This window comes from Deefgea sp. CFH1-16 (assembly GCF_016881365.1).
In the GTDB taxonomy this organism is placed as follows: domain Bacteria; phylum Pseudomonadota; class Gammaproteobacteria; order Burkholderiales; family Chitinibacteraceae; genus Deefgea.
This window is the reverse complement of record NZ_WLYT01000001.1, coordinates 2,438,290-2,464,495: the sequence shown is the minus strand read 5'-3', so window position 1 is coordinate 2,464,495 and position 26,206 is coordinate 2,438,290. Positions and strand designations below refer to the sequence as shown.

The window sequence follows — 26,206 nt, the reverse complement described above, 5'->3', positions numbered from 1 at the left end:
ACCGGAGCACGAAAGCAACGAAACCCTGAGCGCGACAATATAAACACAGGAGAGACACCGCAATTGGCCGATTAAAACGACGGCTTAAGCTTTAATTCGGCCTTGTTCGTCCTATTCGTGATCCGATTTTTAATTAAAACGAATGCTCTTCGGCGGGGAAAGTTAAGCCCTTTACCGCTTTCACATACGCTTCAACCGCGCCTTGAATACTATGGCTGCCGCTCATAAAGTTTTTCACGAAACGGGCTTTCTTACCAGGATACACGCCGAGCATGTCGTACAGCACCAGCACCTGGCCATCGACATCAACGCCAGCACCAATACCAATTGTAGGGACAGACAGCGATTCGGTAATTGTTTTGGCAACTGAGGCCGGCACCATTTCCATCAACACCATGCTGGCACCTGCGGCTTGTAATGCCAATGCATCGCGTAACAGCACTTCAGCTTCTAATTCCGTTTTGCCTTGTACTTTATATCCGCCATACACATGCACCGATTGCGGCTGTAAGCCGATGTGTGCGCAGACTGGAATACCGCGTTGCACCAAAAATTGAACGGTATCGACCATGACTGCACCGCCTTCAATTTTGACCATTTCAGCACCAGCAGCCATCAACCGTGCGGCGTTTTCATAGGCTTGGGCGTGTGAAATTTGATAACTACCAAAGGGGAGATCAGCCAAAACTAGACCCGATTGCGTGCCACGCGCCACTGCCTGTGTGTGGTAATGCATATCATCCATGGTCACCGGCAAAGTTGAGCGATGCCCTTGGATCACATTGCCAAGCGAATCACCAACCAAAAAAATATCCACGCCTGCGGCATCCAATAGCGTCGCAAAGCTAGCGTCATAGCAAGTCAACATGGCTATTTTTTGGCCATCTTGTTTCATTTTTTGTAATGTAGTCAGAGTCGTCTTCATGGTTCGATATCCATGCAGTTAAAAGATCAGCACTTTTGATGCTGCTGTTGGCGCTGCGATGACGGCAAATTGGGCCGTCCCCGCAAAGTGCACCAATCCTAATGGAGATAGATCAGAAAATCGATACATTTAAGCCGCAAGCGTGGCTTTCTGAGGAATGCGCGTCAACACTTGCTCGGCCACGCCAGCAAGAAAGTGCTTCGCAGGACCGAGTTGTGGAATTTCAATTTCAGGCGCGATTTCCAACAAGGGCTGCAAAACAAATGCCCGCTGGTGCATCCGTGGATGAGGAACTTGCAAGTCTGCCAAGTCATATTGCGCTTGACCATACAAAATCAAATCCAAATCCAAGGTGCGGGGTGAGTTTTTAAATTCACGAGCACGGCCGTTTTGGGTCTCAATCGAGAGTAAAGCCGCCAAAACGTCAAGCGCAGTCAACTCGGTATCGATTTCGCAAACCGCATTCACAAAATCCGGTTGTTGGGTATAACCCACTGCAGCGCTACGATAAAAAGACGAGCTGCGCACCAGCGTCATTTTTGGCCAAGCAGCTAAGCTGGCCAATGCTGTATTGAGTTGGGCGATTGGATCACCCAAATTGGGCGCGCCTAAAGCGACAAAAATTTTCATCGCTTTAGTTTCCAGACTGCTTTAGAGCCGCAGGTTTACGCTGACGACTACGTTTACGACGTTTGGCGGGCGCATCACCCGATTGGCCATTTTTGGCCGCCAAGTCAATCATCGCCGTTCGTTCGGTTTCGTCACTCACTTGAAATTGCGTCCACCAATCGGCCAATGATTTTTCCACTAAACCGCAATCGGCGCGCAAATAGTAAGAAATCATACGCCGCCCGAAACCGCGCTTGCTCTAATAATCGGAACGGACGCAGACCAACCCGTTGCTCAAATCTCGGCTGCAATAACCAAATTTCTTTCATTGCCGCACTATAGCGATTAGGCACCGCTAAACGTTTACTAACTTTACTTTCAACGTCATTCATCGCGTCGATCAAGGCGCTGATTTTGGTTTCACCGGCAGCAAGACGCTTTTGCCAAAGCGCTTCGACTTCGTGCCAAAGTAAAGCGGCAAACAAAAATCCAGCCGAAACCGGCTTATCATCAGCTAAGCGCTGATCGGTGTTTTCAAGTGCTTTTTGTAAAAACTTGGCAGTTTCTGGTTGAGAAAGCAGCTTGTCCAACAATGGAAACAACGGCTGATGTAAACCATGCGCCCGCAACGCTTGCATACAATCCCAAGCTTTGCCCGACAGCAATAACTTCATCATTTCATCAAACAATCGCGCTGACGGGATGTTCTCCAGTAAAGCGGCATGATCACGAATTGGCTTGCGGGTATCTGGCGCAATCGCCAAACCCAATTTGGCCGATAATCGTGCGGCACGCAGCATCCGGACTGGGTCTTCGTGATAGCGTTTAACCGGATCACCAATCATCACCAACTGCTGCTTTTCTAAATCTTCGATACCGTGGTGAAAATCAATGATTTCTTCGGTGTTTGGATCGTAATACAAGGCATTAACCGTAAAGTCACGACGATCAGCATCTTCAGCAATCGTGCCATAGACATTGTCACGAATAATTCGTCCACTGGCATCGGTGGGGGACTCTGCGCTACCACGGAAGGTGGTCACTTCAATAATCTCTTCACCGCCGCGATCATAAAATGGCACATGCACAATTCGGAAACGGCGGCCAATAATGCGCGAACGATTAAAGATATGCCGCACCTGCTCCGGCGTAGCGCTAGTCGCAACGTCAAAATCTTTGGGTGACTTACCAAGCAATAAATCACGCACTGCTCCGCCCACGATATACGCCTCGTAACCCGCCGCTTGCAGACGATCACAGACTTTCAACGCACCAGAGTGCAGTTGATCACGGCGAATACCATAATGCTTGGCGTGCACGACACGCCGTCCTGGGCGCCGTAGCACCTTGCCGATAAATTTACGAATCATGGAGTAATTTTGAAGCTGCAAAGAGGCGAAACCCAATATTATACAAGCGGAGTGCTGCATTCAGTGGATGATTTATGCGCTGCGTGAAGATTCCAGAACAAAAGTGGACTAATCACACTTATTGATCAATCTTAAATAATCTGAAATTTGATAGGTATAACCATATAAGCCATTCATTTAATAAGCTATATGCATATACCTAAGGGACAAGAATGAGAAAAATACAATATCAGCTCGTCAATGTTTTTACGACCGAACACTTGTTTTCCGGCAACCCGCTGGCGGTTTTTCCCGATGCTAGCGCGATAACAGCCACAGAAATGGCCGCGCTTGGCCAGCAGATGAATCTTTCTGAAATCACTTTTGTCACGCCGAGTGATCAAGCAGATGCGGCCGTACGTATTTTCACCCCCAGCTATGAAATGCCATTTGCAGGCCACCCAACGCTTGGCACCGCCTTTGTGATTGCTCAAGGCCGTCCACAGCTCACACTGCAAATGAAAGCGGGATTAATCCCTGTGCAAGTCGATGGTCATCAAGTCACACTCACCGCCAATTCACCCAGCTATCGCGATGGCCCCGAATTAACTGCACTCGCGAGCGCCCTGGGTATCTGCAGTAGTCATATTGTGGAACAACCACTATTTGTTAATTGCGGCACAGAGCAGTTAATTATTCAATTAGATCGTGCCGATAGCGTCGCCGCTTGCCAGCCTATTTCGGAGCAGTTCATGCAAGTGGCCATCAATTTAGAAGGGCGTGCGGGTGCATTGGTCTGGGCTTACGCTGGGGAAACAGTCATTGCGCGTTATTTTTGGAATCAAAATGGCGTATCTGCTGAAGATTTTGGTACTGGCTCAGCCTGCGCCAACTTAGGTGGCTTTTTGCTCGCACAAAATAAACCAACGCCCTTTAGCCTCATCGTGGAACAAGGCCACCGCATTGATCGCATCGCTCGTTTACAACTTGATGTAGATACAAGCATCAAGGTCAGTGGACAAGTTCATCAAATTGGCCAAGGTGAATTTTGGATTTAACTGCACTTCGTTTCGCATTGAAAATGCGCTCAGCAGCCCTAACTGAGCGCAAACTTTAGTTTTGTACTCGTATCCGCAGCACTTACCCCACCTCATCGTGCCTGACAAAAACAAAAAACCATACAAAAATCCAACACCAGCTTACAAAAAACATCTGATGTAAAAAATACCACTCAAAATTTTCATGCAAGCCCCAACCAGTCAGATTAAAAATTAAGCGGTTGTTTTTTTATGGAAAAAGTACTTTCACGCTCAAAATCCTCACCCAAAGCCCATCGTGCTTCTTACTATATATCAGGCTATTTTCCATAAATAAAAAAACACAAAATATTTTTTTTACCCTATTTTATTTGGGTATATCTCTAGAATCCTTATAAATATGGACTTATAGAGCAATACCGCCATAAAAAACACTAACACCCACTAACTATGCGATAAATAAATAGCTAATATCACTTACATATAAAAACAAACTAATTATATAAAATGAAAGCATTAAAAATAATCACGTAAGAATTTAATTCCACACGCTAGAATGGAATACAGACTTGAATTTATGATCTATAAATAAGCGCTAAATCCATTTTAACTGGCGGTTATCTAGCCATAAGCTATGAATCATCATCTAGAGGATTAAAAATGCTGCACGAGAAAAAATCAGTACGAAGCGATTTATTGGATGAAGTTTTTGCTTCAAATGATCTATCAGTCGCTTTGCCAAAATACAAAATGCCCGCACAAGAGCACGAAGCTCGCCATGTACTGCAAGTAGTTACCGATGAGCTCATGCTTGATGGTAATTCACGACAAAATTTAGCCACATTCTGCCAAACATGGGCAGAGCCTGAAGTCCATCAAATCATGGATATGACGATCGATAAGAATATGATCGATAAAGATGAATATCCACAAACAGCAGAAATAGAAGCTCGTTGTGTTCATATGATTGCGGATTTATGGAACTCACCTGATGCCAGTAATACTCTTGGCACTTCAACAACTGGCTCTAGCGAAGCGGCGATGCTGGGTGGACTGGCATTGTTATGGCAATGGCGTGCTAGACAAAAAGCGGCTGGCAAACCGTATGACAAACCAAATTTAATCACTGGGCCAGTACAAATTTGTTGGCATAAGTTTGTTCGCTACTGGGACATTGAAATTCGTGAAATCCCCATGGATAACGGCCGGATTGTAATGAATGCAGCAGAAGTGCTTAAGCGTTGTGATGAAAATACCATCGGCGTGGTTCCCACACTGGGTATTACCTTTACCGGCCAATATGAGCCAGTAAAAGAAATCAGCGATGCTTTAGATCAATTGCAAAAAGACACGGGGCTGAATATCTCCATGCACATTGACGGTGCTAGTGGTGGTTTTCTTGCTCCATTTACTTATCCAGAGCTCGTTTGGGATTTCCGTTTGCCACGCGTGAAATCAATTAATGCTTCTGGCCATAAATTTGGTTTAGCGCCACTCGGTGTAGGTTGGGTTATTTGGCGTGACAAAACAGATTTGCCTCAAGATTTGATTTTCAATGTGAATTATCTTGGCGGCCAAATGCCAACATTTGCCTTGAATTTCTCTCGTCCGGGCGGACAAATTGTTGCGCAATACTATACGTTATTGCGTCTTGGCAAAGAAGGCTACCGTAAGATTCACCAAGCCTGCTATGACACGGCGATGTTCTTGTCCGATGAAATTAGCAAAATGGGGCCATTTGAAATCATTTATAACGGCGACCCCAAACAAGGCATTCCAGCGCTGACTTGGAAACTTAAAGATGGTCTTGATCATGACTTTAGTTTATTTGATCTTGCCGATCGCCTGCGCATGCGCGGCTGGTTAGTACCTGCTTATACCTTACCGGCTCATTTAGAAAATACTCCAGTACAACGCATTTTAGTTCGTCATGGTTTTAGTCGTGATCTCGCCAGCTTATTGCTGAAAGACTATAAAGAAGCCGTAGCGCATCTCAGCAAACATCCTGTTACCGTGCCGCTATCAGAAGAAGAAGCCAGTGGTTTTAAACACTAAAAAAAAACTTTACTATTTAAAGAATCATCAGCAGTCGTTCTATATGAATTTATTCATCTTAGCGCTGCTGATGAATTACTTTGAAATCTAACTGATTGATTTTGTAGCATCCTAATCAATTAGGGGAAGATTATGCGAACACGTCGTAGTCAGTACGTATTTAAAATTGCGAGTGGAATTGCTTTAATAAGTGCGGCTCAAATTGCATCGGCTCAAAGTGATTCGTCAACTAAAGAATCTTCAGATGCCGAAGACGTTCATAAAATTAGCCGTATCCAAGACAATATTGATCGCGCAACAGCTAGGCATTCTTTATATCAGGATGCAAGTGATCTCTATGGCGAATATTCAGCATTTAAAACCAAAACAGCCAAAGAAGACCATATCTCATGGTCAATGGATCTGAGTTACTTACAACAATGGGGTCGACCAAGCGGCGGTAGCCCAGCTGGACAATGGCTAGCGACACCATCATTAGATTGGACGCTATTTCAAAATAATACTATTGGTACTGGCTCATTACAGTTTGCCTACACTTGGGTTCGATACAGCACCAATCAAAATGGTGCAGATCTCCAAAACAATTTAGGATTAGTGACCCCCAATAACGATTTTGGCACACGGCAAAATACATTTGCCCAATTGACTTACACTCAAGCATTACCAGGTAATAAAGTCTTGATTTCTATAGGACAATATCCTTTTTATAATTTTGATGGCAATCAATATTTAGGGAGCCAACAGCAAAATTTTAATAATGATATTTTAAGTCAAAATGGTACACCACTTATGCTGTTGCTGGTTTAGGCTCCTATATACAAATTAATCCAAGTAGCACACTGCAGTTTGCAACTGGTTTTCAAAGCGCGGACAACATCAGCGGGGCAACACTATCAACTAAGCACTTTGGTGATGGTGGCTATTCATGGTTTGCCTATGCTCAATGGACCCCGAAATTTGAAGGACTTGGGTCAGCTCAATACTCAATGACTTATTACCAAGTACCTAGTGTTCAATTGCAATCACCCAAGAGCCATGGATGGTCATTTAATGCGGCTCAAAATTTAAATGACTCATGGGCGATATTTGGCAGGGCGAATCGGGCTTCTGGGTATACCACAGCGATCAAAAGCTCTTATGCATTAGGTACAGCACTCAACAATCCACTTCAACGCAGTCCTACTGATCAAATAGGTTTAGCGTTTGGCTATAGCGATCCAGCAAAAAACACATCAAACCAAAAGCAATTACGCAATGAAAAATTAATTGAATTGTATTGGAATTGGACTGTAGCAAAGGGTTTGCTCATTACTCCCGATGTGCAATATGTTCATAACCCTGGTGCGGATCCAACTAGGAATAGTGCTTGGACACTTTCATTACGTTCAACACTGATGTTTTAAATTTTCAAATGTAATTCAAAAAATTTTTTGCTTTCTAAATTCAAATAGAAACAATAATTGGAGAAACCTATGACTACCGCAGCCCCTGCTAAGAGTGGCACTTTACGCAAAGCCACGCTCGGTGTAATGACATTAGCAATTATGAACATAACTGCAGTGGTAAGCCTTCGCGGACTACCTGCAGAAGCAGAATATGGATTAACTTCGATTTTTTATTACATCTTTGCTGCAGTTTTCTTTTTAATCCCTGTTTCAATTGTTGCTGCAGAGTTAGCGACAGCTTGGCCACAAAAAGGCGGGGTATTTCGCTGGGTAGGCGAAGCCTTTGGACCTCGCTGGGGCTTTGTTGCGATCTTTTTATTATGGGTGGAATCAACGATTTGGTTTCCTACCGTTCTCACCTTTGCATGGGTTTCGCTGGCATTTGTTGGTCCAAATAAAACGTGGGACGTCGCACTCTCTGAAAACTCGGTATATACCATTATTGCGGTTCTTGTTGTTTATTGGGGCGCAACATTAGTCACATTACGAGGCGTTAAATCGTCATCAGCAATTAGTAAATGGGGCGGCCTTATTGGTACGATCATTCCTGCGGCAATTCTTATTTTATTGGGTGCCATTTATTTAATTGAAGGCCGTCCAATTCATATTGAATTAGGTTGGGAGAAGCTGATTCCTGATTTTTCTAAATTTGATAATTTGGTTTTAGCTGCTGGTATTTTCCTTTTTTATGCTGGTATGGAAATGAATGCTATCCACGTTAAAGAAATTGACAACCCAAGTCGAAACTATCCATTAGCAATTTTAATTTCATCTCTAGCGACTGTAGCTATTTTTGTGCTCGGAACACTAGCCATTGGCCTCGTCGTACCACAAAGTGAGATTAATTTAACGCAAAGTCTGCTAGTCGCTTACAACGATTTTTTCCGCATGTATGGCATTCCATGGGCAGGATCTATTGTTGCATTAGCGCTATTTGCAGGTGTGATTGGTGGTGTAACTGTGTGGGTTTCTGGCCCATCAGCTGCCATTGCTGTAGTTGGCCGCGCAGGATATTTACCTCCGTTTTTCCAAAAGCTCAATAAAAATGGCGTGGCATCAAATCTTTTGATTTGCCAAGGCTTAGTCGTTACTTTCTTGGCCGTTATGTTTGTCATTTTGCCATCGGTACAAGCTGCATATCAAATCTTAAGCCAATTAACTGTAACGCTTTACTTAATCATGTATTTCTTAATGTTCTCCGCTGCAATCCATCTGCGCCACACTGAACCAGTCACCAAACGTCCATATGCTGTGCCATTTGGCAGTGCAGGGATGTGGATTTTTGCCGGCGCAGGTTTAGTTGGCGCAATGGTCGCATTTATTTTGTCATTCGTACCTCCATCACAAATTTCAGTAGGTAGCCCAAGTACCTATATCGGTATTCTCATCGCTGGCAATGTCATTTTTGTCGCAATACCACTATTAATTTATGCCAACCGTAAACCACATTGGAAAACAACTGAAGGTGCGAGTGACTTTGAAGCATTTGGTTGGGAATTAGAAGGCCGTAATCCAAGTGAAGTTCAAACCAAAGTGGTGGTCTTAGATGAAAATAAAGGGGTGGGACAATGAGCTTGGATCACGCAAAAATAGCCGCAGTAGTTAAAGAGGCATACGATAAATTTGCACAAGCTGCGGGTGGTGAAAATGCGAGCTACATTCCTTATCTCGCATCAGTACCTTCTTCGCTAGCGGGTGTGACGGTAGTTACCAAAGATGGCACAGTTTTTGAATGCGGCGATTCAAATTATGAATTTGCTTTTAGAGTCGATCTCCAAAGTATTTTCATTGGCACTCGCTCTTGAAGACGTTGGGGCTGAGGAAGTACATAACACAAAATTGGCGCAGACCCAACAGGCCTACCTTTCAACTCTGTAATGGCACTTGAGTTACATGGTGGAAAACCACTGTCACCACTTGTGAATGCTGGTGCGATGGCAACAGTGAGCTTGATCAAAGCAAATAGTCCTGAAGAGCGTTGGTCACGTATTTTAGGCATGCAAAGCCAACTTGCAGGACGGCAGATTGCACTTAGCGAAGAAATTAATCGTTCGGAGCAAACGACTAACTTCCATAATCGCGCGATTGCTTGGCTGCTTTATTCTGCCGGAACGATGTATTCAGACCCAATGGAAGCTTGCGATGTCTACACCCGACAATGCTCGACTTTAATCTCAACGAAAGATTTGGCCGTCATGGGCGCAACATTGGCGGCAGGCGGTATTAACCCTTTAAATAAACAAAGGGTATTGAAAACTGAAAATGTGCCTCGTATTTTAGCCGAAATGACAATGGAAGGCCTTTATGATAGTTCTGGAGATTGGGCCTATACCGTTGTTGGATTGCCCGGAAAAAGTGGCGTCGGTGGCGGTATTTTAGCCATTGCTCCTGGGCAATTAGCCATTGCCGGCTTCTCCCCTCCCCTTGATCCAATTGGCAATAGTGTTCGTGGTCAGTTAATGGTTGCTTACATTGCAAAAGAATTGGGCTTAAATTTATACGCCGTAAATTAAATTAAAACAATAAAAAGGTAATGGTCTCTTTTAAAAAATAGGCCATACCTAACAATTGCTAATACCGAATAAATTAAAATTTTTAAAATGAGTGCAATAAACAGTCTAATTAACATTAAAGCTGCTTCACTCAATATATATCGGAGAGAAATATGAACTGCATGACTCAGCGCAACACTCATGCAAGATGGTATAGCAGCTTTTTTATTGCAACCCTCATTACTTTAACTGGCTGTGACAAAAAATCTGAAAAACCGAATATCCCAGTAACTGCAGTAACTGCGATCACGATTGCGCCTCAAGATATACCGGTTGACTTTCCTTTTGTGGCACGTGTCGAAAGCTCGCAAAATGTTGACATTCACGCTCGAGTCTCTGGTTACCTTGACAGTAAAAATTATACCGAAGGTGGCAAAGTCACTAAAAATCAAGTTTTATTTAAACTTGATCAACGACCATTTCAAGCTGCATTAGATGCAGCTCGCGCTCAGCTGGCCAATAATCAAGCCGCTCTAAATACCGCGCAACTGACTTTAAACCGATATAACGAATTAACACCACGCGGCGCAGCTTCCCAGGCTGACCTTGATAATGCCATAGGGACTTTTCAGCAAGCAAAAGCAAGCGTAAGCCAAGCGAGAGCCAACGTAACGCAAGCCGAATTAAATCTAAGCTACACCGTGATTACTTCCCCAGTTGATGGCATCAGCGGCATGGCAATTCCTTCTGTTGGCACTTATATCGATGCTAGTAATAGCAAAATGACCACCGTCGCAACGCTATCACCAATGTGGATTAATTTTAGCGTTTCAGAGAATCAACGCCAAAAGCCAAACAGAAGCAATAAAAAAAGGTTTGCTACGTGCGCCTACAAACGGACTATATGAAGCAGAAATTTTACTTGGAAATAATCAAATTTATGCTCAAAGGGGCAAACTCACTTTTGCCTCGCCTTTTTATAATAGTAATACCGGTACTTTCATGGTCAGGGCCTCAGTAGACAACCCTAATGGCGCCTTATTACCCAATCAATATGTCAATGTAGTCTTAAAAGGTGCTATTCGTCCAAACGCCATTTTGTTACCGCAACGAGCAGTCCAGCAAGGCGCAGGAACCAATTATGTTTGGGTTGTCGGTAAAAATTCACACAAGCGGAATATCGCCCAGTTACAACCGGACAATGGCGAGGCTTAGGCTGGTTTGTCAACAGTGGTTTAAATGCTGGCGAACAAGTTGTCGTCGATGGCGTAACCACCTTGCGCCCAGAAGCACCACTCAAAGTGACTCCGTTAAATGCAGCAGAAATGAATAAATCCCTTGGTCTAACTCAGGACTATTGACACCCCTTCTGCGGCAAAAAAATAAACGAGGCCTACTATGTTTTCTCGATTTTTTATTGAACGGCCAATTTTTGCCGCAGTAATTTCCATTGTCATTTCAATTGTGTGGGTGCTTTGGCGCTATATAGCCTGCCCGTCGAGCAATACCCGGTGATTGCACCAGTGCAAATACAAATCACCGCCAATTATCCTGGCGCTGATGCACAAACTGTCGCACAAACTGTCGCCGCCCCTATCGAACAACAAATTATTGGGGTTGATAATTTACTGTATATGAAGTCAAGCAGCTCATCGAGCGGCACCATTACCATTACGGCTTACTTCAATCTAGAAACAGATCCTGACATTGCTCAAGTTCAAGTACAAAATCGAGTAGATCGCGCATTACCACAATTGCCAGCAATTGTTTCTCAAAACGGTGTATCGGTAGAAAAGCAGTCTTCGAGTATTTTAATGGTGATTGCTGTTTATGATAAATCGGGGGAAATGTCTTCAGCTCAGCTCGATAATTACACCAACATCAATATTATGGATGCAATTAAACGAGTTCCTGGCGCTGGACAAGCCACTTTATTTGGCTCGCCAGACCAAGCAATTCGTGTTTGGTTAAACCCTCGCAATATGGCCTCTTTAGGCGTTACAACCAGTGATATTAAATCAGCAATTGCCAGTCAAAATGCGCTGGTTGGTGCAGGGCAAATCGGACAAGCGCCCAATGAAGGTCAGGTTGAAATGACCTTCCCAGTCGTAACCGATGGTGCTTTTTCCGACCCAAGCATTTATGAAAATATGATTATTAAAGCGTCCCAAAATGGCAATGCAATTGTCCATTTAAAAGACGTAGCAAAAGTCGAATTTGGCCGACAATATTACTCAGGTGAAAATGTATTTAATGATAAACCCACATCTGCGATTGGTGTATACCTTCAAGCCGGAGCGAATAGCATTGATGTTTCGAATGCCATCCGTGAAACACTTAATGCTACAAAAGCAGATTTTCCAAGTGGCTTAGACTATACCATCGCTTTAGATACAACAGACTTTGTCCGAGATTCAATAAAGGAAGTTGTTATCACATTATTTGAAGCATTGATACTGGTTATTTTTGTAATGTATTTATTTTTACAAAACCTACGGGCCACTGTCATTGCGACGATTGCAATTATTGTCTCTCTATTGGGCGCATTTATTGGCTTAGCAGCAATGGGGTTTTCTATTATTTATTTATTAACTTTGTTTGGCTTGGTACTCGCAATTGGGTTAGTGGTCGATGATGCTATTGTCGTCATTGAGCACGTAGAACACACCCTTCATGAACACCCAGAAATGTCAGTAAAAGACGCCGCAATCCTTTCAATGGACGAGGTCTCTGGGGCGGTTTTAAGTATGACGCTCGTTCTTTCAGCCGTTTTCATCCCAGCATTGTTTGTATCTGGCACCACAGGCCAACTCTACAAGCAATTTGCCACCACCATTGCAAGTGGCGTATTAATATCTGGTGTAACAGCACTCACACTTACGCCAACACTTTGCGCCATCTTACTCAAACGCACATCACCACCGACCAAAGGTTTTTTTTGCTTGGTTTAATAATTGGTTTGTTCAACTAACGAAATCATATGGGGTGATTTCACATACGATTATTCGGCGTTCAGCACTTTCTGTTTTGCTATTGGGCGTTATGGTTGTTGGTTTGTGGCAATTGTTCAGAATCGTGCCAACTAGCTTTGTGCCGCAAGAAGACCAAGGCTATATGCTAGCGGCGCTGATGATGCCCGAAGCAGCAAGCTTGCAAAGAACCATAAAAACAAGTGAGAAACTCAACAAAATAATTCGCGACAATCCTTCTGTTAGTTACAACACCATGATTAATGGGTTTAGCATGCTCGATGGACAAGTTAAAACCAATGCAGCAACTGCATTTATTGGCTTAAAGCCATTTAGCGAGAGGAAGTCTGATTCAGAATCTGTATTTGCTGTGACTGAACAAATAGCCAAAGAAACTAAAGGTATATCTAGTGGATATGTTATTCCACTAGTTCCCCCTCCGATACCAGGCATAGGTACTTCTGGTGGCTTTGAAATTTGGTTGCAAAACAAAGGGACAGATACCCCAGAACAAATGCAGCAAGTGCTGCAAAAGTTTGTCGCTGCGGCCAGTAAGCGGCCAGAATTAACAGGTCTAACCAGCACTTTTAATGCCAATAGCCAACAGCTCAAAGTTACGATTAACCGAGAGCAAAGCAACCTAATTGGTGTACCTATCTCTGACGTTTTATCTGCGCTACAAGCCCAGTTTGGTTCATTAAGGGTGAGTCAGTTTAATCAATACAGCCGTGTTTGGGATGTCACCATGCAGGCAGAAGCTCGCTACCGGCAAAAACCAGAAGACATTGATCAAATTTATACCCGTTCACAAAGTGGCGACATGGTGCCTTTGTCTGCGGTGGTGAATATGAGTTTCGTCAATGGTCCAACAATCATGTCCCACTTTAATGGGTTTCCAGCAGTCAACATTATTGGCTCACCCAAACCAGGTTACAGTTCAGGCCAAGCAATCTCAGCCCTAGAAGAAGTCGCTGCAGCAACATTACCAAGCAGTTATAGCTACGCATGGGCGGGATTATCTTATTCAGAAACGACTTCGGGCAACGATTCGATTTATATTTTCTTGCTCGGTATTTTGATGGTCTTTTTGATCTTAGCGGCGCTATTTGAATCATGGTCGCTCCCCGCTGCTGTCATCTGTGCCGTCCCTTTTGGTTTGCTGGGGGCCTTGATTTTTACTTGGTTGCGCGGACTAGATAATGATGTTTATATGCAAATCGGCTTATTGGTTTTAGTGGGTTTGGCGGCAAAAAACGCAATTTTAATTGTAGAATTTGCTATCAAACAGCATCAAGCTGGCCATAGTTTACTTGAATCCGCTGTTGAAGCAGGTGAATTACGCTTACGCGCCATTATTATGACTTCGCTTGCATTTATGTTAGGCACATTACCTTTGGCACTTGCATCAGGAAGTGGCGCCAATGCACGCCATTCGATTGGCACTGGCATTATTGGTGGGATGGTTTTACTTTCTTCTCTTGCATTAATTTTTGTCCCATTGTTTTACTACCACTTCGAAAGTTGGCGTGAAAGAAACAAAAAAGCCATAGAGCCCACTAAAGAAGAAGCAAAGCCTGATGCAAACGCTTCAGAGGAGCAGCCACAATGAAATATCTCACTCCTTTAGTTGCTATTACACTACTTTCTGCTTGCGCTATTGGGCCCGACTTTAAACGACCAATAGCCGAGATTCCCGACAGCTTCATGTTTGCACCCAGCAGTACTGGTCAACAGGTATTAGATACCGCTTGGTGGCGACAATTTAATGATCCACAACTTGACCTTTATGTCGAAGAAGCCGTTCTTAACAATCGAAATTTGGCAATTGCGCTAGCTAATGTCAATGCTGCTGAGGGCGAACTCGCCGTCGCCCGATCTGCTTTTTTTCCATCGATTGGCTATCAAGCTAACGTAACGCGTGGACGATCCGCTGCGGAGCGCCTAGCTGGCGGACAGCAAGTCACTAAAAACTATCAACTCTTAGGAAATGTGAACTGGGAGATCGATTTATGGGGTGGATTACGCAGACAAAGTGAATCGGCTAACGCGCAATTAGAGGCGAGCAAACAAGCAAGACGTGGCGTGTTACTAAGCCTAGCAGGATCCACAGTTCAAACCTACTTACAGTTGCTTGGTCTAGATCAACAACTTCGCATCGCCCAAAATACCCTCAATAGCTACCAAAAAACCATAGAATTATTTGAATTACAATTCAAATATGGCGTAGTTGCACGGATTACACTTGAGCAAGTTCGAAGCCAATACCAACAAGCCGAAGCGAATATCCCCCCAATAGAAAAAAGCCATTGTCAGCACAGAAAATGCACTGTCGATTCTATTAGGACGTAATCCAGGTCCAATTGTTCGAGGAAAAACACTCGAAAGCTTGAGTGCGCCAATTGTACCTAGTGCCCTACCTTCAAATTTGCTCAGTAATCGCCCTGATATCTTAGAAGCAGAAAGACAACTTGAAGCTGCCAACGCACAAATTGGCGTAGCACGAGCAGCATACTTTCCACAAATATCACTCACTAGCTTAGCGGGAGGGGTTAGTGAGCAATTAAATAATGTACTCAAAGCAGGTAGCTCAATCTGGAGTTTAGCCGCACAAGCCAGTGGCAACGTCTTTTCAGGCGGCTCAACGCAAGGGCAAGTCAAAAGCGCCGAAGCACAAACTCAAGCGGCAGAGCAGCGCTATTTACAAACGATACAACAGTCTTTTGCTGATGTAGAGAATGCCTTATCGAGCTACCAAGCCGATGGAAAAACCCTAAAATCACTGACACAGCTGGTCAATACCAATCTGGAATATTCAACGCTGGCATCACTGCAATACAACGGCGGTTTGGCACCTTATTTAACCGTTCTCGATGCACAGCGCCAAGCTTATTCAGCTCAGCAATCGGCAACCTCTGCACGAGTCGCGTATTTGAGTAGTGCGGCGAATTTATATCTCAGTCTAGGTGGCGATTGGATTAATCAGCTTGATCAGCAATCAAGCAATAAACCCTCTTTACATTAAAAAACCAGCGGCTGTGTTCCTTTGCATAAAGCAACACAGCCGCTTAGTTACACCTTAAACTGCCCCACAGCCCGATTCAGTTGAATTGCCACTTGCTCCACTTGGCTCGCATTTTTCGCCGTTTGCGCAATCGCGCTACTGGTTTTCTCCACCATTTGCGAAATATCCTCCACGCGCATCGCAATACTATTACTGGCCAAACTTTGCTCGCGCGTTGCTGATGCAACCTCATGCAAATGTGTCAGTGTGGCTTCGGCCCCCTCTTGAATTTGGCTCAGTGATTGTTTAACTTGCTGCGCCAACGCCACGCCACGAACCACCTGCGGAATCGCCTCATCCATCACCGTCACCACATTCACGGTTTCACCTTGAATCGCATTAAGCATGGTTTCAATATGCACTGTGGCATTAGCGGTTCGTTCTGCTAGTTTTCGAACTTCATCGGCCACCACCGCAAAACCTCGCCCTTGCTCACCTGCGCGTGCAGCCTCAATCGCAGCATTTAAAGCCAATAAATTCGTTTGTCCCGCAATATCTTTAATGACCGCGGCAATACCCGAAATCTCTCTCGTTTGAGTGTCTAACGCCCGAATTTGGCCGCTTGCTTGTGTCACACTCGCAGCAATATGCTCCATCGTCGTTGTTGCCATTGCCACTTGCTCAACACCATCACGTGACAAAGCTGTGGCTTGCCGCGATGCCTGTTCAGTAAGGCTAGAGCTATCCGAAATATGGCTAATGCTAACGGTAAGTTCTTCCATCGCTGCGGCCATGGCACTGGTTGCATCCGTTTGCTGATTAGCTGCCAAGGCAATGGATTGACTCGAATGCGCGATTTGCGTGGCTTGTTGGCTCAAAACATCAGCGTCATTTTTTTACATCCAGCATCACTTTACGCAAACTGGCCGCCATTTCTGCCAAAGAAGCAAACATACTCCCCGCTGGCGCCTGCTGCATTTTCAGCTGCAAATCACCTTGCGCTAGCTGCTGCATCAACTTGATCCCCTCACTTGGCTCGCCACCCAATTGACGCAAAATACTCGATGTAATCAGCCATGCCAGCAAACTCACCAAAATTGCTAAAATGGCTAGCTCAACGATTCCCCAAATCAATCTATTTTTCATTTCGGCGTCAATATCATCAATATAAACACCAGTGCCAATCACCCAATTCCACTCAGGAATTAAGGCCGCATAGGAAACCTTCGGTAATGCTTGAGCACTACCTAGTTTACTAAAATAATAATCAACATAACCGCCGCCTTGTTGTGCCGCACGAGTTAAGTCTTGCAATAAAAATTTGCCATTTTTATCCTGCAACGTGCTTTTATTTTGTCCTTCATATTCAGGTTTATTTGGTGACAATTTATAAACTTGTTGCGTATCAGTAATAAAAAAAGATTCTCCATTGCCGTAACGTACATGACGCATTGCAGCAATTGCTGATTTTTGCGCTTCCTCGACGCTCATGACCCCACTGCGGTTCAAATCTTGATAATGCTTAATAATAGAAACCGCAGTTTCAACCTGGCTTTTAATCGCAAACTTTCGATCATCTAATGTGAGTTGCTTTTGATTATAAAGACCAACCGACATAATGATCGCCATACCAGACAAAGCCAAAACACTCAACAAAAACAAACGAGTACGAATTTTAAACGACATCAACATGATCATTTCCATTTAATTATTATATTCAGGAGCCCCTTATGTAAGAATACCCAATCAAAAAAAATATGGATATAACAAATTTGATATCGATTTAGTACATTTTAAAAAAAGTCAAAATCACAATAAACAATCAGCCAAATCTTTATCCAGCTTCGCGCCCCAGAGCTTTAACTCTGACAATCGAATTAAAAAAATGAAAACAAGAACAATTATCAATAAATTATGTTCTAGGCAATTACTCAAACCAAGAAAAACCCACTGAATCAGTGCTCTCCATAACAACCCTGTATATTTTTTTCAAAATAAAATCCCATTGCAAATAAACTTTATCTTGCGATCCATACTCGTCACGCCATCCACAATAAGATGGTGCTTGTTGATCTAATCGAGCAGATAAATAATCTAAAGCGTGTTCTAAATAATCAGATATGAGCGTTGCATGACTTGACCAATGCAATAAATAAGACAATACGTCGGAATTCACTCCCCACAAAATCAGCAATAAGGCACTACGGCGACAATGCTCAGCGAACGGTAAATCTTCAAGCGGTGTCGCTAGTCGATGAAAATAAGCCGCCCAAACCATAAGCCCATGCTCAGCATCCAAGGTGGCAAATGCGCAATCTTCAAGCACCGCCCGTGAAAAATTAGCCACCAGCAATGCTCGCTGATACTGCGCTTGGTCTAAAGATTGTGGAATGCCCCGCGAAGAACACAAAATATTTCGATAGGTATAAGGCTCCAAGCTATATTCAAACTTGGCAAACTCATGCATACCCTGATTAAAATTAATCTCTAAAAGATTTAACTCGACCAATAATAAAGCGGTATGTTTTGGATTATCTAAGTAATATGGCGCCAACTTCGACAGCACAACGAGTTCTTGATCCAAAGCCTCATCCAATCGCTTTGAGTGGCATTCCGCAAAAAACCAAGCCTCAGCAACATGCCACTTTGCACTTGCTCGATGCGGAAAAGATCGATTCAGCTCGCGACGAAATTGACTTGGCGACCAAGTAAACCACAGTCCAAAAGCACGCTCGAAAGTACTCCTTTCGGCAAAACCCAAGGAATGAGCAAGATCTTCAAGACGAACTTTAGGATCTAACAACGCATGAATCGCCCGATGACGCTTCATTTGCACACTAATTTGGCGAAAGCTCGTCCCCTCTAAACTCAATTGACGGACGAAATGAAGCGCTACTTAAACCCAAGGCATGCGCAGTATTGGCTAAATCAGCCCAAGCCAACTGCTGCCCTCTGGCTAAATGCTGCCAAGTACGTCTCAGCAAAGTATGTTGCGCCTGAAAATGCTGCAGTCGTTGATTGAACATGGCTTGCAAAGTGGAATGCAAACTCACGCTAAACCCTGGGAGTTTGCTTTGCAAGTACGGCCGAGGCCAAGCCACACTAAAACACTCCGCCTGATAAACAATTGGCGCCGCACATATCGCCTCTAACTCTGTCGAATCCATTTTGTGCGTCATCACTTGCACCGCAAGTGGGCGGATATCACAGTCCAAAATACAATTCACCGCCCGAATCAGCCATACGACAATCGCCTCATAGCGCAGCAAGCCGCCCAAACGATCAGACTGCGGCAACGGTGATAATTGAATCTGCCATTGCTCAGCCTCATTCACGACACGCATCTCACCATCGGGAAACAACATCGGCGCAAATCGCAAAACAACTCGGCAATCGCCGCCTCTAATACATTCGCACTGCGTAAGTAATAGATAAAACCATCACCAGCAGCCAAATCAATCTGACTAGCCACCCAACTCATTACATGGGGGTCGCCCATCGCGTGTAAATATTCATTCAATTGCAAAGCCGATTCAGCAGCGATTTCTAACAAACTATCGGGCTCAACTTGGCGCAAACCAAACAAATACTCGAGTTCACTTAATAAAGCAGGACGATCACGGTAGCGTACATATAAGCCCTGCAAATAACGGAGTTGCACCGTTTGATGTTGCCGTGCTGACAAACTTCCCCCAAGACAATGAACATAAATGTCATAAAAATAGTACGAAACAGCATATCAGAATATGCTTACATTCAATATGATGAAAGAAAAACACGGACAAATGCCCAACAGCAGCGGCATGGCTGTTATTTATTTCAATACCCAGAGCGAAATTATGAATCCCAAATACTTCGGCAGCGCCATACTCTTACTGATATTAACGGCATGCGGTGGCGGTGGCGGTACTAATGGCAGCACGCCTTTAACGGGTGGAGGCAGCACTGACGGTGGCAATATAGGAATCGGGCCAAGCTCAACCCCGACCATCAGTCCAACTTCAGAGCCCACAGCCCAACCTACGCCTGCGCCAACCATAGAGCCGATCCCCGACCCAATCGAAGTCGCACTAAAAACCGGCAGCGTCCAAGGACTAAACGGCAGCGATATGCCAACCTTACTGCGTTTATCACAACAAACTGCAGGTCAGTACCAACAGCAACAAACCGCCGCGATGGCTGATATTTATGCTGATCGCACATTAAATTTAGCGCTCAACCACACCACCAATAGCATCGAAATTAACCGCTCCATTTCCACCATGGCTTCACCACTAATCATTGCTGACGACGGCAGTGGCATGGCCGCAATCTCGCAATACGGCAAAGGGCGTGGCCTAGCTTATGGCGTGAATATGCTGCAATGGATGGCTGATAAATCCAGAGAACCCCAGCACTTGCCACTGTTTACCCGCGCATTCAATTGGGTTGTGACCGGCAAAGCAACGGGCCCACTGCCTGACACGCTTAAATTTGCCACCGCGGGCTATGACGCACCAACAGTAAGCAAATTCATCACTTTATTGGGTAAAAAGCCCGAAGCCATTCCCTGTGATTTAACGCTCAGCGGTAATAGCTGCTGGCAAAATGCCGATGTACTGGTGTTTGGTGCAGGTGTTAGAGATGATGCCAATTTAATTAATTTGGTACGCCAATATCAAGCCAGCGGCAAAGCCATTATCTATATGCACCCTAGCTGGGGTGATTCAGCAGGTGGTCGCAAAGTGGCCAAAGCGATGGGGATGGACCTCGGTGGCTACCCTGGCAATTACTATGCCGGTGCAGCCGGCGTATCAGTGAACGGCAACCGCACCATCGCCGACACACTACAACGCAACAACCAGATGGGAGGACTCAATAAAGCACTCGAACAAATGGGCACCGACAATCTTAGCGCTGATTTAGCGGCAGATACTCGCGCCACCTCTGCCATCAGCCAAATTCATAACGAAATAGCCACACTACAAAGTGGCGGTATTGATCTATTTGCCGAACCAGCAACCGATTTACATCGTTTACTCATTCTTTGGGCCGATCTTTATCGCCCAACCATCCAATACGGAAAAATCAATCGCACCACCAACCCTGGTGAGTTTTTTACGCACTTACGCCTCAGATTCTTGGCTAGCTTATAACCGCAGCTACACCACTTTTGCCGCTGCTGGCCAAGGTGACTTTATGCCGGTTGCCGCACAAAGTATCCCCGTCAGCCAAAGCGATGAAATCATCGACGTCACCATTGCCCAAACTGGTGGCACCACTGCCATTGGCCGTGCCGCAATACCCGGCAAACCGGTTTACGTCGAAGTGCTAGAAAAAGGCGGCGCGAATCTAAGCATGCAAACCAACCATGTCCGCGCCTTTGGCAATCCACTCACCGACAATGTGGCCGAAGGCTATAAACGCCCACGCCGTCCACAGTCATTTGCCATTCCACTGAATACCACCAAAGCCACAGTCTTTGTGTCCCCATTTGGTGGTCCGCTCTACCTCAACTACGGCAGCGCAGTGGCAGGACAAACGGTCACACTAAAAATTCGTGGCGCAGCCAAATACGCGCATTTTGACTTTACTAAGCCACAAAGCGACGCTGAAATTAATGAGGCCGTTGCCGCACTCAAACGCAAAGATTTTGGCTGGCAAACGGCGAAATTTGTCGGGGGAGAAATCCAACAAACGATCAATTACGCCAATCAAGCGATGGGCAATATCGACCCTAAGGTGTATATCCTTGATCAAGTCAAAGGTAGTTTGTTTGATAGCAATCACATCGCCAATGGCTATAGCAATATGCCAATGAGCAGCAAAGTATCAGAGTTGTGCACTCAATTTGGCTGGCAATGCAGTGATGCGCAATATCATCGCGCACCAGGCGTGCAGCACTTTGTTGGCTGGATTGCACAATGCGGCTTTCTTTGCTCGGGCAATCCATCCGATGGTTTTGCCGGCATCAGCGGCACAGGTTGGGGACACTCACATGAACTGGGGCACAACACCGTTCAGCGCGTCATGCGAATTACCTTCAATGGCCAAGGCTGTAGCACCGAATGCGATAACAATATTCTGGCCAGTGCACACATGATGCGACAGTTTAAAACGCTAGGCATTGATACAGGGCATAACACCGACCATCCCGGCTTGTATCAATACATCGTTGCCAATCGCGCCAGCGGACTAAGCGGCGAAGCCAAAGTAATCGACATGCAAAAAAGACTTTGGACTGGATCACAAAATCCAATGCGCGCCGTGCACTTTCAATTGGCCTTTTTATTCAGCAAATATCGCCACAATGAAAGCAAACCGAGCATGCAAGGCAGCCTAGATTATTTCACGCTGCTCACCAAAGGTGATCGTCTAGTGAGCAAAGCCTGGGATAGTAATAATAAAGGCAAATATGCGATGGGCAGCTTTGCGGATAACAAAATAGAAAACCCAGACTTGCTGTATGTTTTAAGCTCAAAAATCATCGGTAAAGACTTAAGAAATATCTTTGCGATGTATGGCATCACGCTCACGCCGGCGGCAATTAATTCGGTCTCCGCCTTGAATCTAGAGGTATTACCCGAAATGTTTTATGCCTTAGCACCCTTGAAGTTTAACCACGTCAGTACTGGTGAATGGCTCAATATTGCCGGCCAAACGCCAAGCTATCCGTTCCAATAAACACGCATGCAGTGCCCGCCAGCAGACGGTGCACTGCATTTTTTCGCATTCAATTAGTCCGCCGCACCAGGACCACTTACCCATTTGGGGCAAGACTCCACTTCACCTTGGCGATTCACAATCACCGTGCTCGGGCCAATCTTGCACCAACGAAAGCTACCCAAATCAAAAACATGATCAATATCTGATTGCTTGCCGCTAAAGGTACCGGCCGCTAGCGTATAAAGACCATGCTCACCATCCCAAACGGCAACCGGCAAAATACTATAATTAATCACTTTGCCATTCATCGGCCAAGGCCAAATCATCGCCATCGCCGGCTGCAACACAAAAAAAAGACAACACAAACAAATAGCGCATCAGCAACTCCTTGAATCAGAGTCGCATTTTCGCAAAGCTCGGCCCAATCCCCCGTGACCAATTGCCAAAAAAATGAGGTATTTTTTTCGCAATGCATTCAAGCTTATTGTGAATGTAAATTTTCAACGCAGCAAAAGGCATTCAATCACAGTTTTCGCGGCACTAAACGCCGTATAATCTGTCCTTTGTGCTCCGACTCACTTTTTAATAGCCATGAATTCGATGAAAACCAGCCTGATTGCCGCCTTAATCGCCCTACCTAGCCTTGCCCACGCATTTGTGCCGCCGGTTCCCGAAATTGCGGCCAAGTCGTATTACCTCTACGACAAGCAAAGCGGCCAAGTACTGGCTGCGCGTGATCCGGACATGAAAATCGAGCCAGCATCGCTGACTAAAATGATGACCGCCTACATCACTTTTAAAATGGTGAAAGAAGGCAAACTCAAACTCGACCAAACTCTCTTGGTGTCTGATAAAGGCTGGCGCACTGAAGGCTCGCGCATGTATTTGGACCCTAAAGTCCCAGCGACAGTCGACGAACTCATCAAAGGCATGATCGTACAAAGCGGTAACGACGCTTGTGTGACTTTGGCCGAAGCCATTGCCGGTAGCGAAGAAGTATTTGCGCAATTGATGAATAAAGAAGCCAAGCGCCTCGGTCTGCACAATTCATTCTTTACCAATAGCACTGGTTTACCTGACCCAGCCTTATTGGTGACGACCAGCGATTTAGGCCGTTTAGCCACGGCAATCATCAATGATTTCCCAGAGTACTATCCGATTTACGGCATTAAAGAATTCAAGTACAACAATATCAGCCAGCCTAATCGCAATTTATTGCTCTACCGCGATCCTTTTGTTGACGGCATGAAAACCGGCCACACCGCTTCTGCGGGCTACAATTTAGTGGCATCAAGTAAACGCGATGGCCGCCGCTTGATTTCAGTCGTTGTCGGCACCACCAGCCCTGAAGTTCGCGCCACCGAGTCGTCAAAACTGCTTAACTGGGGCGCACAATTTTTTGAAACGCCACGCCTTTACGCCGCCAAACAAGCCGTACAGCAAGTGCCTGTATGGAAAGGTAAAGCCGACACCGTTGGCGTTGGCTTTATGCAAGACCAATACATCACCGTACCCAAAGGCGATGCAGCAAAACTTAAAATTGATTTAGTCAGCCAACAGCCTTTAATGGCACCAATCAAAGAAGGCCAAGTAGTCGGCACGATGAAAATCAGCTTAGAAGGCAAGGTGCTCTCTGAACGCAAAGTAGTAGCGATTGCTTCAGTTGAAGAAGCCAATATTTTTGGCCGTGCATGGGATACGATTCGTTTGTGGTGGAAAGGTTTATTTAACTAATTAAACCACCCGCCCTAGCGACAATGAGCCCAACGCGCAGTTGGGCTTTTTTATTGATTCAGTATTAACAATGGGTATATGCCGCTAGCGGTCATACCATAAGCCATAGTGAAAGATACCTATTAATTACGAGTGAAGCTCAGATTATGTGTTAATGGTTTTAAGTGCCTGCGGCACTGCTGTTTACAGTCGCAGTCCGCGACGGGGACCCTCTTTCTTTGACTCGCCAAAGAAAGAGGGGGAAAGAAAGGCGACCCGAGCGCGCATCGGTCCCCGATGCCCTCGATCGATCGTGAGCCAAACGGTAAAGCTGCTTGTCTCGCTCCTCACTCGGTGCGCTTGAACGGGTGATTAAGCCCCAGAACGACCAGCGCGGCACAGCATCAACCCCCAATCTGAACAACGCTCAATAATGATCTAAATGGGTTAAAAATAATCCCAATCAAGGACCGCAGTATGTACAACCAAGACCCGCAGCATGGCATTACACTAGAAAAAAATGCTCACCGACTTAGTCGATCATTTTGGCTGGGAAGAACTCGCTCGCCGCATCCCGATCAAGTGCTTTTCCAACGACCCATCGATCAAATCCAGCCTGAATTTTTTGCGCCGTACGCCATGGGCGCGCGCACAAGTTGAACAACTCGATGCACGCATGCGGCGCTAAGCGCAGCGGCCAGCTAAAAATCCGCATGCTATTTTCTGACCGACTGCGGCCAATCAGCCCTATTTTTGCCATTTAATTTGATAAGCCAAGCCAACGATGAACGACTCAACGAGCAATCCAGAAATCCATACTTTCACCGCGTCCAGCGCGCTGGTGGCGATTGCCCAGCAGCATTTAAGCGATGTACTGCGCATTGCTTTTGAGCATAGCGCGGCAGAAAAAGCGGTGATGGTATTTGATAGCCGCAGTGAGTTGGCCGTCACCCTCACTGCCGCTTACCGCCATTGCCTACCGCACGCCCATTTTATTGATTTTGACCACAGCACGCCCGAGCAAGTGCTGGCCGAATTTGCCGATCTCGCCGCCAAAGACTTAGTCGTATTGGTGCAATCGACGCATTTTCGCTTGGAAGCATTTCGGATTCGTGTTGAACTCTTTAAACGTGGCCTCAAGGTGATTGAGCATCCCCACTTGGGTCGCATGCCCGGCGCAGAAGTCGCCTACTACATCGACTCATTGGCGTACGACCCTGGCTATTACCGCGATGTTGGCCATGCGCTCAAAGCCAAAATCGATGCCGCACCACACGGTATGATCGACAGCGGTGCAGGTAATCAACTGATTTTTGCAACGCCATTTGAATCGGCCAAACTCAATATTGGCGACTACCGCCAGATGAATAACACCGGCGGACAATTTCCATTGGGCGAAGTGTTTACCGAAGCGGCTGATTTAGATTTGGTCAATGGCCGAGTGCGGATTTTTATTTTTGGCGACACCCGCTTTCGCGTGAACCGCCCCGCTACGCCCATCACCTTGGTCATTGAAAAAAAAAGCCAAGTCATTGACGTCATCGACTCCACGCCAGAATTTGACGCCATACTGGCGATGATTCGCGCCGATGAAGGCGGCGTGGTTTGGGTGAGAGAGCTTGGCCTCGGCATGAACCGCGCCTTTAGCTTTGCGCGCACCGTTAGCGATATTGGCACCTATGAGCGAATGTGCGGTATTCATTTATCACTGGGCATGAAGCACGGTATTTACGCCAAGCCGCATATCAAACGCGGCGAAGGCAAATATCATATCGACGTATTTGCCATTACCGACTCCGTCCAATTTGGCGATGAAATCGTCTACCGTGATGGTCAGTGGGTGGTATAAGCGCCCAAAACAAAACGCCCGACTTGCTTCGGGCGTTGTTTTCTTTCGGCGCAATCGCTGCGCCAGCATCAAACTTATAAAGCCCGAGGGTCAGGATAAATCACCGGCGCCATTTGG

The 26,206-nt window shown here is 45.4% G+C and carries 24 protein-coding genes and 2 pseudogenes; 17 read left to right on the top strand and 9 right to left on the bottom strand.

All coding sequences use genetic code 11. The annotated features are described in order from the left end of the window. Positions 1–133: 133 nt before the first annotated feature. From panB to pcnB, 3 genes and pseudogenes are all read right to left on the bottom strand, one after another. Positions 134–925, bottom strand: coding sequence for a 3-methyl-2-oxobutanoate hydroxymethyltransferase (panB, locus tag GKO28_RS13415; RefSeq protein WP_182076594.1), 792 nt, complete (start codon positions 923–925; stop codon positions 134–136). Positions 926–1,054: 129 nt separating this feature from the next. Next, the gene (folK, locus tag GKO28_RS13410; protein ID WP_182076593.1) at positions 1,055–1,555 is read right to left on the bottom strand and encodes a 2-amino-4-hydroxy-6-hydroxymethyldihydropteridine diphosphokinase; all 501 of its coding nucleotides are present in this window, start codon (positions 1,553–1,555) and stop codon (positions 1,055–1,057) included. 4 nt (positions 1,556–1,559) lie between these two features. After that, positions 1,560–2,904 (bottom strand): annotated as a pseudogene (gene pcnB, locus GKO28_RS13405) (polynucleotide adenylyltransferase PcnB). 212 nt (positions 2,905–3,116) lie between these two features. Between pcnB and GKO28_RS13400 the strand changes: the two are divergent. From GKO28_RS13400 to GKO28_RS13340, 12 genes and pseudogenes are all read left to right on the top strand, one after another. Beyond that, positions 3,117–3,941: a PhzF family phenazine biosynthesis protein gene (locus tag GKO28_RS13400; protein ID WP_182076592.1), complete on the top strand. Its 825-nt coding sequence runs from the start codon at positions 3,117–3,119 to the stop codon at positions 3,939–3,941. A gap of 639 nt (positions 3,942–4,580) precedes the next feature. Next, entirely contained in the window at positions 4,581–5,975 is a 1,395-nt protein-coding gene (locus GKO28_RS13395) for a glutamate decarboxylase (RefSeq protein ID WP_182076591.1), read from the top strand. A 132-nt stretch (positions 5,976–6,107) separates the two neighbouring features. After that, complete coding sequence (locus GKO28_RS13390; RefSeq protein WP_182076590.1) at positions 6,108–6,782, top strand: hypothetical protein; 675 nt, start codon at positions 6,108–6,110, stop codon at positions 6,780–6,782. A gap of 8 nt (positions 6,783–6,790) precedes the next feature. Next, a complete protein-coding gene (locus tag GKO28_RS13385; RefSeq protein WP_182077489.1) occupies positions 6,791–7,378 on the top strand; it encodes a carbohydrate porin in 588 nt (195 codons plus the stop codon). 69 nt (positions 7,379–7,447) lie between these two features. Further along, complete coding sequence (gene gadC / locus GKO28_RS13380; protein ID WP_182076589.1) at positions 7,448–8,992, top strand: putative glutamine/gamma-aminobutyrate antiporter GadC; 1,545 nt, start codon at positions 7,448–7,450, stop codon at positions 8,990–8,992. Next, positions 8,989–9,933 (top strand): annotated as a pseudogene (gene glsA / locus GKO28_RS13370) (glutaminase A). Before gadC ends, glsA begins: the two are co-directional and overlap by 4 nt. Positions 9,934–10,085: 152 nt before the next feature. Then, complete coding sequence (locus GKO28_RS13365; RefSeq protein WP_182076588.1) at positions 10,086–10,820, top strand: efflux RND transporter periplasmic adaptor subunit; 735 nt, start codon at positions 10,086–10,088, stop codon at positions 10,818–10,820. Then, entirely contained in the window at positions 10,789–11,127 is a 339-nt protein-coding gene (locus GKO28_RS13360; RefSeq protein WP_182076587.1) for an efflux RND transporter periplasmic adaptor subunit, read from the top strand. Before GKO28_RS13365 ends, GKO28_RS13360 begins: the two co-directional genes overlap by 32 nt. Positions 11,128–11,423: 296 nt before the next feature. Continuing rightward, entirely contained in the window at positions 11,424–12,863 is a 1,440-nt protein-coding gene (locus GKO28_RS13355; RefSeq protein ID WP_307839020.1) for an efflux RND transporter permease subunit, read from the top strand. Positions 12,864–12,897: 34 nt separating this feature from the next. Beyond that, positions 12,898–14,490: an efflux RND transporter permease subunit gene (locus tag GKO28_RS13350; protein ID WP_374220732.1), complete on the top strand. Its 1,593-nt coding sequence runs from the start codon at positions 12,898–12,900 to the stop codon at positions 14,488–14,490. Beyond that, positions 14,487–15,230: a TolC family protein gene (locus tag GKO28_RS13345; protein ID WP_203564159.1), complete on the top strand. Its 744-nt coding sequence runs from the start codon at positions 14,487–14,489 to the stop codon at positions 15,228–15,230. Before GKO28_RS13350 ends, GKO28_RS13345 begins: the two co-directional genes overlap by 4 nt. A gap of 37 nt (positions 15,231–15,267) precedes the next feature. Further along, positions 15,268–15,903 carry a TolC family protein gene (locus GKO28_RS13340; protein ID WP_203564158.1) on the top strand — a complete coding sequence of 212 codons (636 nt, stop codon included), beginning with the start codon at positions 15,268–15,270 and terminating at the stop codon, positions 15,901–15,903. Positions 15,904–15,950: 47 nt separating this feature from the next. On the opposite strand, the gene GKO28_RS13335 is transcribed toward GKO28_RS13340, so the two are convergent. From GKO28_RS13335 to GKO28_RS13315, 5 genes are all read right to left on the bottom strand, one after another. Continuing rightward, positions 15,951–16,760 carry a methyl-accepting chemotaxis protein gene (locus GKO28_RS13335; RefSeq protein ID WP_203564157.1) on the bottom strand — a complete coding sequence of 270 codons (810 nt, stop codon included), beginning with the start codon at positions 16,758–16,760 and terminating at the stop codon, positions 15,951–15,953. Between the two features lie 10 nt (positions 16,761–16,770). Continuing rightward, entirely contained in the window at positions 16,771–17,574 is an 804-nt protein-coding gene (locus GKO28_RS13330) for a cache domain-containing protein (protein ID WP_203564156.1), read from the bottom strand. A 235-nt stretch (positions 17,575–17,809) separates the two neighbouring features. Next, entirely contained in the window at positions 17,810–18,712 is a 903-nt protein-coding gene (locus GKO28_RS13325) for a helix-turn-helix transcriptional regulator (RefSeq protein ID WP_182076583.1), read from the bottom strand. A 7-nt stretch (positions 18,713–18,719) separates the two neighbouring features. Next, entirely contained in the window at positions 18,720–19,247 is a 528-nt protein-coding gene (locus GKO28_RS13320; RefSeq protein ID WP_182076582.1) for a hypothetical protein, read from the bottom strand. Next, positions 19,214–19,567 (bottom strand): hypothetical protein, encoded by a 354-nt coding sequence (locus GKO28_RS13315; RefSeq protein WP_182076581.1) that lies wholly within the window; start codon positions 19,565–19,567, stop codon positions 19,214–19,216. Before GKO28_RS13315 ends, GKO28_RS13320 begins: the two co-directional genes overlap by 34 nt. Before the next feature lie 61 nt (positions 19,568–19,628). Here GKO28_RS13315 and GKO28_RS13310 point away from each other — a divergent pair, with 61 nt between their 5' ends. Both GKO28_RS13310 and GKO28_RS13305 read left to right on the top strand, forming a co-directional pair. Further along, a complete protein-coding gene (locus GKO28_RS13310; protein WP_182076580.1) occupies positions 19,629–21,017 on the top strand; it encodes an ImpA family metalloprotease in 1,389 nt (462 codons plus the stop codon). Next, positions 20,971–22,545 (top strand): ImpA family metalloprotease, encoded by a 1,575-nt coding sequence (locus GKO28_RS13305; RefSeq protein WP_182076579.1) that lies wholly within the window; start codon positions 20,971–20,973, stop codon positions 22,543–22,545. Before GKO28_RS13310 ends, GKO28_RS13305 begins: the two co-directional genes overlap by 47 nt. A 53-nt stretch (positions 22,546–22,598) precedes the next feature. Here the strand turns inward: GKO28_RS13305 and GKO28_RS13300 are convergent, their stop codons facing one another. Next, positions 22,599–22,859: a hypothetical protein gene (locus tag GKO28_RS13300; protein ID WP_182076578.1), complete on the bottom strand. Its 261-nt coding sequence runs from the start codon at positions 22,857–22,859 to the stop codon at positions 22,599–22,601. A gap of 259 nt (positions 22,860–23,118) precedes the next feature. On the opposite strand from GKO28_RS13300, the gene GKO28_RS13295 reads away from it, so the two are divergent. From GKO28_RS13295 to GKO28_RS13285, 3 genes are all read left to right on the top strand, one after another. Continuing rightward, complete coding sequence (locus GKO28_RS13295; protein WP_374220731.1) at positions 23,119–24,261, top strand: D-alanyl-D-alanine carboxypeptidase family protein; 1,143 nt, start codon at positions 23,119–23,121, stop codon at positions 24,259–24,261. Between the two features lie 499 nt (positions 24,262–24,760). After that, positions 24,761–24,928 (top strand): VF530 family DNA-binding protein, encoded by a 168-nt coding sequence (locus tag GKO28_RS13290; protein WP_182076577.1) that lies wholly within the window; start codon positions 24,761–24,763, stop codon positions 24,926–24,928. 96 nt (positions 24,929–25,024) lie between these two features. Further along, complete coding sequence (locus GKO28_RS13285) at positions 25,025–26,089, top strand: hypothetical protein (RefSeq protein ID WP_182076576.1); 1,065 nt, start codon at positions 25,025–25,027, stop codon at positions 26,087–26,089. Positions 26,090–26,206: the final 117 nt, after the last annotated feature.